Annotated in this window: 12 protein-coding genes; 8 read left to right on the top strand and 4 right to left on the bottom strand. The window is 42.5% G+C overall.

Annotated features, from left to right (window positions below; all coding sequences use genetic code 11):
* Positions 1 to 173 precede the first annotated feature (173 nt).
* The 8 genes from ACSLUR_RS08960 to envZ all read left to right on the top strand — a co-directional run bounded on the left by ACSLUR_RS08960 (position 174) and on the right by envZ (position 7,301).
* On the top strand, positions 174 to 1,217 hold the full coding sequence (locus ACSLUR_RS08960; protein WP_448553767.1) for a sterol desaturase family protein: 1,044 nt from the start codon (positions 174 to 176) through the stop codon (positions 1,215 to 1,217).
* 194 nt (positions 1,218 to 1,411) lie between these two features.
* Positions 1,412 to 2,245, top strand: a complete 834-nt coding sequence (locus ACSLUR_RS08955) for a mechanosensitive ion channel family protein (RefSeq protein WP_116002504.1) — start codon at positions 1,412 to 1,414, stop codon at positions 2,243 to 2,245.
* A 216-nt stretch (positions 2,246 to 2,461) separates the two neighbouring features.
* Positions 2,462 to 3,211: an AzlC family ABC transporter permease gene (locus ACSLUR_RS08950; RefSeq protein WP_448553765.1), complete on the top strand. Its 750-nt coding sequence runs from the start codon at positions 2,462 to 2,464 to the stop codon at positions 3,209 to 3,211.
* Positions 3,208 to 3,528 carry a branched-chain amino acid transport AzlD family protein gene (locus ACSLUR_RS08945; RefSeq protein ID WP_448553763.1) on the top strand — a complete coding sequence of 107 codons (321 nt, stop codon included), beginning with the start codon at positions 3,208 to 3,210 and terminating at the stop codon, positions 3,526 to 3,528. The genes ACSLUR_RS08950 and ACSLUR_RS08945 overlap by 4 nt, the downstream gene beginning before the upstream one ends.
* Before the next feature lie 74 nt (positions 3,529 to 3,602).
* Positions 3,603 to 4,220, top strand: coding sequence for a DUF938 domain-containing protein (locus ACSLUR_RS08940; RefSeq protein WP_448553761.1), 618 nt, complete (start codon positions 3,603 to 3,605; stop codon positions 4,218 to 4,220).
* Between the two features lie 167 nt (positions 4,221 to 4,387).
* Positions 4,388 to 4,867 (top strand): hypothetical protein, encoded by a 480-nt coding sequence (locus ACSLUR_RS08935; RefSeq protein WP_448553759.1) that lies wholly within the window; start codon positions 4,388 to 4,390, stop codon positions 4,865 to 4,867.
* A gap of 339 nt (positions 4,868 to 5,206) precedes the next feature.
* Positions 5,207 to 5,932 carry an osmolarity response regulator transcription factor OmpR gene (gene ompR / locus ACSLUR_RS08930; RefSeq protein ID WP_116001961.1) on the top strand — a complete coding sequence of 242 codons (726 nt, stop codon included), beginning with the start codon at positions 5,207 to 5,209 and terminating at the stop codon, positions 5,930 to 5,932.
* 67 nt (positions 5,933 to 5,999) lie between these two features.
* Positions 6,000 to 7,301, top strand: coding sequence for a two-component system sensor histidine kinase EnvZ (envZ, locus tag ACSLUR_RS08925; protein ID WP_448553756.1), 1,302 nt, complete (start codon positions 6,000 to 6,002; stop codon positions 7,299 to 7,301).
* A gap of 86 nt (positions 7,302 to 7,387) precedes the next feature.
* Here envZ and ACSLUR_RS08920 read toward each other — a convergent pair whose 3' ends face one another.
* The 4 genes from ACSLUR_RS08920 to hslR all read right to left on the bottom strand — a co-directional run bounded on the left by ACSLUR_RS08920 (position 7,388) and on the right by hslR (position 11,420).
* Entirely contained in the window at positions 7,388 to 7,777 is a 390-nt protein-coding gene (locus ACSLUR_RS08920; RefSeq protein WP_116001959.1) for a hypothetical protein, read from the bottom strand.
* Positions 7,778 to 8,237: 460 nt separating this feature from the next.
* Positions 8,238 to 9,848 (bottom strand): phosphoenolpyruvate carboxykinase (ATP), encoded by a 1,611-nt coding sequence (gene pckA, locus ACSLUR_RS08915; RefSeq protein WP_448553754.1) that lies wholly within the window; start codon positions 9,846 to 9,848, stop codon positions 8,238 to 8,240.
* Positions 9,849 to 10,136: 288 nt separating this feature from the next.
* Positions 10,137 to 11,003 carry an Hsp33 family molecular chaperone HslO gene (hslO, locus tag ACSLUR_RS08910; protein ID WP_448553752.1) on the bottom strand — a complete coding sequence of 289 codons (867 nt, stop codon included), beginning with the start codon at positions 11,001 to 11,003 and terminating at the stop codon, positions 10,137 to 10,139.
* A gap of 6 nt (positions 11,004 to 11,009) precedes the next feature.
* Positions 11,010 to 11,420 (bottom strand): Hsp15 family ribosome-associated heat shock protein, encoded by a 411-nt coding sequence (gene hslR / locus ACSLUR_RS08905; RefSeq protein ID WP_448553750.1) that lies wholly within the window; start codon positions 11,418 to 11,420, stop codon positions 11,010 to 11,012.
* Between the last annotated feature and the right edge of the window lie 91 nt (positions 11,421 to 11,511).

Below are 11,511 nucleotides of genomic sequence, written 5' to 3'. Positions count from 1 at the left end.
TTAACTGAATAGTAGCGCTAAAACACTCAGCCTCTAGCATGACACAAGAGGCTATATTCTTGGCCATTAGCCAAATTTTATTACGGCTAATGTGCGTATTGATACTGGCGAGAGATTGATAGTGGCGAGAGTATAGTGATAACAAGGAGCAGCGCCAGTATTGGAATTGAGAAATGTTAGATTTTTTTCTAAGCAATTTTAAAGAATTATCCCTATATGTGTTTGACGCGAACAAACGCATTTATTGGGGCTATGTCCTTTCTTCTATAGCGCTTGCTGCTTTTGTTTTTTGGCGTGTTGGCAAACAGCGTCAAACCTCGCCTCTAGCCGAATCCCATTTCAATGCAGAGCAACTTGCTGGAAAATCTGCGCTTAGACGCTTTTGGCATTTCCTTTTTCCTGCATCCATCTACTTTAGCCAATCAGCTAAAAACGATTATGCGCTGTTTGTGCTCAATAAGTTACTAAAGGCGGCATTATTTCCATTGGTGGTGATCACTATGGTGCCCATCGCACTTGGGATTTCATCGGCGCTAGAAAGTGTGTTTGGGGTGATTGAACATATTCAGTTGTCTGCCACCGCGACCATGATGGTATTTACGGTTTTGCTGTTTATTGTTGATGACTTTACCCGTTTTTTATTGCATTACATGTTGCATAAAATTCCGTTTATGTGGGAATTTCACAAGGTGCATCACTCGGCAAAAGTGCTGACACCCTTTACCATTTATCGCTCGCATCCGGTGGAAAGCTATTTATATGCGTGTCGCATGGCATTAACACAAGGCACAGTGGTTGGTTTATGTTATTTCTTATTTGGCCCAACACTGAAAATGATTGATATTGTTGGCGCCAATTTATTTGTGTTTGCCTTTAATATTATGGGCTCGAACTTACGCCATAGTCATATTTGGTTAAGTTGGGGAGATAAAGTAGAAAACTGGTTTATCTCGCCTGCTCAACACCAAATCCACCACAGCGACAGCCCTAAGCTATTTGATGTGAATTTAGGATCTGCGTTAGCTATTTGGGATCGCTTGTTTGGCACTTTGGTACGAGCATCAAGTGTAAAAACCTTGAGTATTGGTATTGGTGACGAATATGCAGAGCATCAAACGCTGCGCGGAATTTATTTGCAGCCTTTCGCAAAATCTTGGCAAGTGCTGGCTCGGTCATTGAGTTCTGGCGAGTCCAAGCCCAAGTCCAAAGTTAGGTAACCCAGCAGAGCATTAGCTCAATTATTTGGCTTGCCGCTCAAAGTTTTAATAATCGCCCAATTCTTTCTACACTTAACTGTTGATAGTTTTCTAAAACCAACGAAAAGATCAACAATTAGGGGAAGGTTATGACTACACAAAGCAGTGAGCAGGGCAGCGAAGTCAGTGCTGTGATTGATGAAACAGCGCAAGCGATGAATATCGACGTGAATCAGGTTGAGCACTATATGCAGCTGATTGGCGAAATGGGGATTACCTTTGGTACTAAGCTAGTACTGGCGATAATAGTTTGGATTATCGGTTCTTGGATCATTGGCCGTATTGTCAAATTACTTGATGTCGCGATGACCAAAAAGCAGGTGGAAGTCACTCTGCATCAATTCCTTGTCAGTATTTTTAATATTACCTTCAAAGCGGTATTAGTGATTATTTTCGCCTCTATGATTGGTGTAGAAACGGCGTCGCTTATTGCTATGCTAGGTGCTGCGGGGTTAGCAATAGGGTTAGCATTGCAAGGTAGTTTGGCAAATTTTGCAGGCGGTATTCTAATTCTCTTCTTCCGTCCATTTAAAGCAGGCGATGTGATTGATGCCCAAGGCTATGTTGGCCATGTTGTCGAAATTCAAATATTTAACACTATATTGCGCACCCTAGATAATCAGCGAGTGATTATTCCTAACGGCTTGTTGTCTAACGGTTGTGTGAAAAACGTTTTTGTCGAAGAAACTCGCCGTGTCGATATGACTTTTGGCATTAGCTACGACGACGATGTTAGAAAAGCCAAAGCAGTTTTACAGGAAGTAATGGATAAAGACCCTCGCGTGCTGAAAGATCCTGTGGTTGATATTTTTGTTTCTGCCCATGCCGACAGTTCAGTGAACTTTTTAGTGCGCCCATGGGTGAAGTCGGATGATTACTGGCCCGTGTTTTTTGACAGCCACGAGGCAATAAAAATAGCCTTTGATGAAGCGGGTATTACAATTCCATACCCACAACGAGATGTGCATCTTATTCCAGCATCGGAATAAGCTGTTTCGGCCTGTCTCAACGGCCAACGGTCATAGGCTAGCGTTCATTAGTCAAAGCCAACAGCATTCTCGAAGCAAGTTACCCTGCTGTTAATTGTAAACATTGGGGTAGCTTGTTTATAGGCAATATCACGAACATTAATTATGTATGTGGTTGAATAACAATTGTTAACCCCTATGTAATTGATAGGACTTATCAAATCTGCAGCAAGGCTTGTGCAATATACCCGCTCAAAATTATTCACCCTCGGCATGAAAGACTGCGCTCCGCTGATTTTGGCGGCGATCCCGTTTGGCATTATTTACGGTGCGCTTGGCCAAAGCACTGAGCTTTCTGCTTGGGCTGTGATAGCCATGTCAGTATTTGTTTTTGCTGGCTCGTCACAGTTTATCGCTGTGGGGTTACTGGCTGGCGGTGCTGCTTGGCCGGTGATCGTGCTGACGACTTTTTTTGTTAACTTCCGCCATCTGTTGTATTCGGCAAATTTACTGCCGCATGTAAAACCTTATTCTCAAGCAATTCGCGCTCCTATGGCATTCCTGCTAACAGACGAGAGCTTTGCGGTAGCCAGTAATTACTTAACTGACCACGGTAAACAAGCCAACTTCCATTGGTATTATTTTGGTGCTGCGCTGTTTATGTATATTAATTGGCAAGTATGTACCTTGGTGGGTTTGTTTATCGGTCAAAGTATTCCAGACATGGCGAATTGGGGCTTAGATATGGCCATGGTGGTGGCCTTTATTGGTATCGTGGTGCCCTGTTTGCACAATCGTGCAACGTTAGCATGTGCCTTAACCGCGGGCGTTTTGTCGTTAATTACTTATGACTGGCCACATAAAACAGGACTATTGTTCTCTGCGGTAGTCGCCATTTTGGTGGCGATGTATTTAGAAGCTAAACAGGGTGGAACGCAACCCGACGAACAATCAGATGCTGACTTCAGTGAAGGAGCGAACAAATGAACGAAGTTTTACTGATTTTTGGTATGTTTGTTGTTACTTTTGGTATTCGTTACGTGCTGTTTGCGGTAGCAGATAACATTGAATTCCCTGACAAGCTTAAGCGGGCACTTAACTATGTTCCTATTGCAGTATTAACAGCGATTATTTTTCCTGCTGTTTTTCTGCCGAAAGGGGAGTTCTACGCCAGTATTGAAAACCCCTATATCGTTGGCGCAATCGTTGCTGTTGTTATTAGCTTTTGGCGCAAAAATATGTTGCTTACCGTGGTTGCTGGGCTAGCCGCCTTTGCGGCTTGGAAATGGTTGATTATCGTTTAAGTTCAGGAGCTATCCGCTAAAATACCTTACTTAACACTAGTGAATACTAATAGTCACAATTAAATAGATTCAAAATGAACGAATTAGAGCAAGCGTGGCAGAATTTTGCCCCAAGCTGTGAACGCAACAAAGCCGTTATATGGCAAACGATAAAGCCTTATTTAGCTGACAAACAATCATTACTCGAAATTGGTAGCTTAAGTGGTCAGCATGCCTGTTATTTTAGCGGACAATTACCTCAGCTTAGCTGGCAGTGCAGCGATATAGCACCTAACCTTCCGCCATTAACGGCCAACATCAAAGCTCACGGTAGTGGGAACATGCTTTCACCAATTGAGCTAGATGTTGCCGATGCTTTGCACTGGCCTAAAAACTCATTTGACGTAATCTATACGGCAAATACCTTACACATTATGAGCTGGCAGCACGTGATTGCATGTTTCGCGAATATGTCGGTATCGGTCAAGTCTGGCACTTTATTTATTGCCTACGGGCCATTCAACTTTGCTGGCAATTACTCCAGTGAAAGTAACGCCGAATTCGACATTTGGTTAAAAGAAAGGGACTCGCAAAGTGCTATTCGCGATTTTGAAGCCGTTGATGATCTTGCCAAACAGGCAGGAATGAAATTAGTGATTAATATTGATATGCCCGCGAATAACCAACTTGTGGTTTGGCAGTTTAATTCATAGCTCAGATTATACAGATACTTCGGTGAGGAGGGATGGCTATTGGGTGACGATGGCAGGGAATAATACCGCCTATTCATTACAAAAGTCATAATAAATTAGCACATCCAATACTGCACTTTATTCGTTATACTTACACCTGCTTACTTCAATCTTAGGTATTGTTTTCTATGGCTTTTCGTTCGTTTAAAATTTTTATCTCTTGCTCAGCATTATTATTTGCAAACAATGGCTATGCACAATCTGAAATGACTGAAGAGCACAAAGCGTGGTTAATGAAAGAATTTGCACCCAAACACCAAGCGCTTATTCCAAAGGTTGCTGTGGCTGATATGTTTTTTGGTTGTAACCTCAAGCGCAAAATTGATCCTGTTCCCTACCAATTGGGCCAGATAATCGAGCAGATGGACAAGGGCTTACTGGCGGAAAAGCTCAGCACCTGTTTGCAGGGTGAAAATGCACAATCTGACACTGCCCTTAATTTCGGCTTAGTTGGCTGCTTTCACGATCAATTTGCGAAGCTAAGTGATGCTGATCGCGAAAAACGAATGGCACTTGTTGAAAATGCGATTAGTCGATTATCGCGAGAACAACGACAAAAAAGTTTTACTAAATGTGTCACCGAGCAGGCGATCAAATATATTAAATAATCGCTCAGATGATTGCGCTGCTCATTGCGTTGTAGGTTTTTTGTTTTAAAAGAAATTAGGCCAATTGGTATTTTAAAAATTAACAGCGCATTCCAAATATACCCTACTTCAAGCCCCATATTTTCTAAAGACTTTTAATTGCAAATTCTCTACGTTGTTGGTGTTGAGTTATCAGTGCTTATCACTTAATGGCTTAAATGTTTCACATTAATTACTTTTAGTTATATTTGTTTTGCCTAGATATAGCTAAAACTTAATACTTTGTAACATTCTCCGTTTTTCACACCGATCAATATCACTTATAGTGAAGCTATTACGACAGCTATTGAGGCCAAAACTATGGGACAGGAAACTCAAAAAATACTGGTAGTTGATGACGATATGCGTTTACGCGCGCTGCTAGAACGCTATTTGGTTGAACAAGGGTTTGTAGTGCGTTCAGCCGCAAACTCTGAGCAAATGGATCGCCTGCTTGAGCGTGAGAACTTCCATTTATTAGTGTTGGATTTAATGCTGCCAGGTGAAGATGGTTTATCTATCTGTCGTCGTTTACGCCAAAATGGGAATAACATCCCAATTGTGATGCTAACGGCAAAAGGCGACGAAGTTGATCGCATTATAGGTTTAGAGCTGGGAGCAGACGATTATATGCCTAAGCCGTTTAACCCTCGTGAATTGTTAGCACGTATTAAAGCGGTTTTACGTCGAAAAATTCAAGAAGCGCCAGGTGCTCCGTCATTGGAAGAAAATGTCATTTCGTTCGGTGAATATACGTTAAATCTGGCAACGCGAGAAATGGTCAAAGGCGACATTAATATGCCGCTGACCAGTGGTGAATTCGCGGTATTAAAAGCGCTAGTTACTCACCCACGTGAGCCGCTTTCTCGTGACAAGTTAATGAATTTGGCACGTGGTCGAGACTATTCAGCGTTAGAGCGTAGTATTGATGTGCAAGTGAGTCGCCTGCGTCGCATGTTAGAGGAAGATCCAGCAAAACCTCGCTATATTCAGACGGTTTGGGGCTTAGGCTACGTATTCGTGCCAGATGGACAAGAAGCTGCTTAGGCTTCTTTTGCACTCCAGTTTTCGCCTTGCTTTAACTATGCTTTGACAACTAGTTGATACTCTCTATATGAAAATATTGCCGCGCAGTGCTTTTGGGCAAACGGTTTTACTTATTGGCTTTTTGTTGTTGATTAATCAAGTGGTGTCGTATGTATCGATAACACTCTACATTATTCAACCCAATTTCCAGCAAGTGAATGAATTACTTGCCAAGCAAATTCGCGTGGTATTTATTGATATTAAAGACTCCGAACTCAGTCCGGCCATGGCCGAGGCCTTTCAGCGAGAGACTGGCATCGGTGTGTATCGAGAAAAAGATGCGATGCGCCTTGGCCTTGCTGATGCGGTGTACTTAGAATTTCGTTCTGCGCAAATGTCAGAGTTACTTGATGGCCCAGCAGAAGTTCGCATCACCCAAGGTGATGAATACTTATTTTGGATTCGCCCCCCACAAGCCCCAAGTTTATGGGTAAAGATTCCCTTTACTGGTTTAGAGCAATCTAATTTTGTGCCTTTATTCTTTTTCCTTGTCATTTTAGGTGTGTTATCGGTTGCTGCTGGCTGGTTGTTTGTGCGCAACTTGAATAGACCATTGCGTGCGTTGCAACACGCGGCTGAAGATGTCGGTCGGGGTGACTTTCCAGAGCCTTTGGAAGAAGAAGGTACCACTGAAATAATGGCGGTAACTCAGGCATTTAATCATATGTCGAAGGGCATCAAACAGTTAGAAGACGATCGTAACTTACTGATGGCGGGTATTTCGCACGACTTACGCACACCGCTAACACGTATTCGTTTGAGTGCGGAAATGATGTCAGAGCAGGACGATTATCTGAAAGACGGCATCGAAGGTGATATTGATGATATGAACGCCATAATCGATCAATTCATTGATTACATTCGCCACGACAGTAAAGACAAAGCGGAACTCACCGATCTGAATGTTTTAGTGGATGACGTGGTTCACGCTGAAACACCTAGTGATCGACAAGTGACCTTTATGGCGGGTGAAGTGCCGCAACTACCGCTCCGTTATGTTGCAATAAAACGGGCGGTGGCTAATTTAATTCAAAATGCGATTCGCTATACTCATGGCAATATTCAAGTTTGCACAGGCGTTGAAGGCAAACACTACGCTCATATCAGTGTCTGTGACGAAGGTGCTGGTATTCCTGAGGCTGATATGGAACGCTTATTTCAGCCATTTACTCAAGGCGATAAAGCACGCGGTACAGAAGGCAGTGGCCTTGGTTTAGCGATTATTAAACGGATTGTTGATACTCACGGCGGCAAGGTGCAGTTAATAAATCGTGATACCGGTGGCTTACAGGCGAAAGTCTTGCTCCCTCTTAGTCATAAATCGAAGTAGAGAAGAAGTCAGACCGAGAAATAGCCCAGTAGCGCAGCCATTGATCATATGGGAATCAAGATTTAGGAACTGTGATGTTTGGGCGGCTAGCTATGACGAAAAACTACCTTTTCAATTTGCTGCTCAAGCAACTTATGCGCAAACGAATTGCCATTGAGCTTGGCCTGTTGGCGTTTATTCAGCAAACGGCGGACTAGCGCTTTTCGGCTTGCTAAATTCAGCTGCGACATCTTGATTGAAGTCGGTGAAAATCGCTGAGCTGTTTCTGATTTTATCTGGCTAATACGCTTATCAACATCTAGAAAGCGCGTGGTTAAGCGATGCGGACGGGTTTGTTTTTTCAATTTTAGGTAATGGGGTAAGCCACTGATAAGTTGCTCGTCGCTCCAAGTTTTTACCGCAACATTATTTCGTTTGGTTAGCCATGCACAAAGTAAAAGAAACAAGGTGAACTTTATTAGCAATATGTAGAGCATATTTACTCCTTTAAATTATGCTTTGAACAAGTAAACTTTAGTTGATAATTAGCGATAATAGCAAACAGGTAAGAGGTGTATTTACTTAACCTCAGCTCTGGATAACTAATGTGCTTCTAGCGGCTATTTTTACTGCTACCTGCGTTAAATTTACTTGCAATAGGCCAGCTATTGACGCGCAAATTTGCCTTGATATCTGCAAAAATTTCTCGCCAGAAGATAATGATGAGCATAACTATCTGAATTAATTTGTTATTCACTATTTCTTATCCAAACCTGAGGTTACTTAAAATATCTGGCTGTAATTTACGGTTTTCGATTTGCGACTTGCCAGTTGAAGTTTTCTATTTAGCAGGCATGTGATGCTAAAGGTGAAAGTTCAATAACCTCTGTTGTTCAACAATAAAAAAGGCCGCTAACGCTAGCGGCCTTTCTGTGTTTTACTATGTACGAGTGCTTACTAAAGCTGAGGACCAGAAGCAACTAGCGATTGACCGTGTTCAGTATCAGTGAACTTGTCAAAGTTGTTAACAAAACGACCCGCTAAGTCTTTTGCTTTTACTTCCCAATCAGCTGCATCAGCATAAGTGTTGCGTGGGTCTAAAATGTTGCTATCACAGTCGTGCAATGCTGTTGGTACGCTTAAGTTAAATAGCGGTAGCTCAACCATTTCTGCATCTTCAATTGAGCCGTCAAGAATGGCATCAATAATCGCACGAGTATCTTTAATTGAAATACGTTTACCTGTGCCATTCCAACCTGTGTTAACAAGGTAAGCTTCTGCGCCTACCGCTTCCATACGCTTGCGCAAAACGTCAGCGTATTGCGTTGGGTGTAAGCTTAAGAACGCCGCACCAAAACAGCTTGAGAAAGTTGGTGTTGGCTCAGTAATACCGCGCTCAGTACCTGCTAACTTCGCCGTGAAACCAGACAGGAAGTAGTATTCTGTTTGCTCTGGCGTTAATTTCGCAACTGGTGGTAGTACACCAAACGCATCAGCCGTTAAGAAAATAACTTTCTTGGCATGGCCGGCACGAGACACTGGCTTAACAATGTTATCAATGTGATGGATTGGGTAAGAAACACGCGTGTTCTCAGTTTTTGAGTTATCGTCGTAATCAATTTTACCGTTTTCATCTACCGTTACGTTTTCAAGTAATGCGTCACGGCGAATGGCATTGTAAATGTCTGGTTCGTTTTCTTTGCTTAGGTTGATGGTTTTTGCGTAACAACCACCTTCAAAGTTAAATACGCCGTTGTCATCCCAACCGTGCTCATCGTCACCGATTAGCTCGCGCTTAGGATCAGTTGAAAGTGTTGTTTTACCTGTACCTGATAGGCCGAAGAATACCGCAACATCGCCATCTTTGCCGACGTTAGCACTACAGTGCATAGAGGCAATGCCTTTCAGTGGTAATAGGTAGTTCATCATTGAGAACATACCTTTTTTCATTTCGCCGCCGTACCAAGTGCCGCCAATTAACTGCATTTTTTCAGTTAAGTTAAAGGCAACGAAATTTTCTGAATTTAATCCTTGCTCTTGCCAGTTAGGGTTAGTGGTTTTAGCACCATTCATAACCACAAAATCTGGTTCGTAATCGGCAAGTTGCTCGTCAGTTGGGCGGATAAACATGTTTTTCACAAAGTGTGCTTGCCACGCAACTTCGGTAATGAAGCGCACTTTTAAACGCGTGTCTTCGTTGGCACCACAGAAAGTATCAACAACAAATAAACGCTTGCCAGATAATTGCGTGGTCACTAAGCCTTTTAATGAGTTCCACGTTTCAGTAGTCATCGGCTTGTTGTCGTTCTTACCTTGGTCAGCCCACCACACGGTATCGCGTGTAGTATCGTCGCGCACAATGTACTTATCTTTTGGTGAGCGGCCAGTGAAAATACCCGTATCTACCGCTACGGCACCTGACTCAGTGACAACGCCTTTGTCATAACCTGAGAGCTCTGCTTTTGTTTCTTCTTCAAATAAAAACTCATAAGAAGGATTGTAAACAATCTCCGCAACATCAGTGATACCGTATTGAGATAGATCAATCTTGTCTTGCAAAGCAGCCATGGCTTTATTTCTCCAGTGTAAAGCAATTAGGTTATGGGGTTGCTCAGAGTCGCTCTGAGGCCATCGATAATAGGTGATAGTCGGCTAAAAAAAAAGGAAAAAATTATTGTGAATGAAAGTTTTCATCTTTTATTACATTAAGTGCCTTAATCAGCAGTTTTTTTATGTAATAAAACGACAAAAAGGTAAATTGATATAAATTTATGTTCGCTATAAGTGCAGTAAATATAAGGCGTGAGCAATAAAAAAGGGCGCTTATTAGCGCCCTGAGTTTAAATTAATGATTAACTAGTGTTTTACTTCACTTATGTAGGGTGAAAGTTGCTGCTCATCAAAGGCATAAGTGGTTAAACAATAGTCACAAGTCATGCTCACACTACCTTGTTCAGCGATAATGCTTTTAATTTCGCTCGTGCCTAGTTGAGTAATAGCGTTTAAACACTTCTCTTGTGAGCATGAGCAGCGGTAAGTCACTTGCTGTGGTTCGAAAATACGCACTTGCTCTTCGTGGTAAAGGCGGTGCAGTAAGTCTTGTGCTGGTAAATTAAAGATTTCCTCTGCTTTAATCGTGCTGGTTAAATGACAAAGGTGTTCGTAATCTTCGTGCTGCTTAGCTTTATCTTCACTGTCTGGCAGCAATTGCACTAGGCTACCTGCCGCTTTTTTCGCCGCTAAATCAGTAAATAACCATACTGTGGTTGGTATTTGATCTGAAGTTTCAAAATAGTGCGCTAAACACTCGGCGAGCGTTGGCTGCTCTAGTGGCACGACACCTTGGTAAGGTTCACCTTTATTTGGGCGAATAGTGATCACCATAATGCCTTTGCCAATAAGCTCTTGTAACGAAGTCGCATTTGTTTCAGCTTGCAGTTTGGCAACGCCGCGCATTTCTTGCTGGTCGTTACCATTGATTGCCATATAGTTGATTGGCGCATCGCTGCTACCTTGTAACTGCACAGCAATTTCACCTTCAAACTTTAAGGTGGCGGTTAATAGACACGTTGCCGCTAACAATTCACCCAGTAATGTTTTTACTCCATCAGGGTATTGGTGATTGGCAAGAATGTCTTGGTAAGCTTGGTGAATTTGCACTAATTCACCGCGCGCATGCTTATCGTCAAATAAATAGCGATTTAACACATCTTGATTGGGCATGAGCTTTTATATCCTTTCTTTGAATTGACGGATTTGTCGGCGTTGTTTCTTATCCGGTTTTGTCTCTGTTGCTGGGCTAAAGTAAGCACCTTGCTTTCTGGCAAGGGTGTTGCGCTCGCGAGTTTCGATACTCGCATCTGTTTCTTGATATAGCGTTTGTGCAAAAGTTGCATCGCGGCGCTTATCTGCGAGCTCAACAATAATGACTTCTTTTTCATCGAACCCTTGGCGAACTTTAACGCGATCGCCAACGGCTACGGCTTTACCTGACTTGGTACGCTGGCCGTTGTAATACACTTTACCACCGTCGATCATTTGCTTAGCGATAGCACGGGTTTTATAAAAGCGTGCAGCCCATAACCATTTGTCTAATCGCGTTGCACCAGATTGCGATGAAGTTTGCTGTTTAGCGGCCATAAAAGACACAAATATTTACCGAAAAAATTGGTTGAAATTTACCACAAAATCTAATTTTTAGCTACGAAGTAGGGGGCTTGAATAACAAAAT

It is taken from the genome of Thalassotalea montiporae, assembly GCF_053485855.1.
Note: the sequence above shows the minus strand (reverse complement) of the source record. Positions and strands in the feature narration are given on the sequence as shown.

Excerpts from the sequence above, each read along its gene's own strand:
- ACSLUR_RS08945 (WP_448553763.1), top strand. The coding sequence starts at position 3,208 with ATGAACGAAGTTTTACTGATTTTTGGTATGTTTGTTGTTACTTTTGGT.
- ACSLUR_RS08960 (WP_448553767.1), top strand. The coding sequence starts at position 174 with ATGTTAGATTTTTTTCTAAGCAATTTTAAAGAATTATCCCTATATGTG.
- envZ (WP_448553756.1), top strand. The coding sequence starts at position 6,000 with ATGAAAATATTGCCGCGCAGTGCTTTTGGGCAAACGGTTTTACTTATT.
- ACSLUR_RS08940 (WP_448553761.1), top strand. The coding sequence starts at position 3,603 with ATGAACGAATTAGAGCAAGCGTGGCAGAATTTTGCCCCAAGCTGTGAA.
- hslO (WP_448553752.1), bottom strand. The coding sequence starts at position 11,003 with ATGCCCAATCAAGATGTGTTAAATCGCTATTTATTTGACGATAAGCAT.
- pckA (WP_448553754.1), bottom strand. The coding sequence starts at position 9,848 with ATGGCTGCTTTGCAAGACAAGATTGATCTATCTCAATACGGTATCACT.
- ACSLUR_RS08935 (WP_448553759.1), top strand. The coding sequence starts at position 4,388 with ATGGCTTTTCGTTCGTTTAAAATTTTTATCTCTTGCTCAGCATTATTA.
- ACSLUR_RS08920 (WP_116001959.1), bottom strand. The coding sequence starts at position 7,777 with ATGCTCTACATATTGCTAATAAAGTTCACCTTGTTTCTTTTACTTTGT.
- hslR (WP_448553750.1), bottom strand. The coding sequence starts at position 11,420 with ATGGCCGCTAAACAGCAAACTTCATCGCAATCTGGTGCAACGCGATTA.
- ACSLUR_RS08955 (WP_116002504.1), top strand. The coding sequence starts at position 1,412 with ATGAATATCGACGTGAATCAGGTTGAGCACTATATGCAGCTGATTGGC.
- ompR (WP_116001961.1), top strand. The coding sequence starts at position 5,207 with ATGGGACAGGAAACTCAAAAAATACTGGTAGTTGATGACGATATGCGT.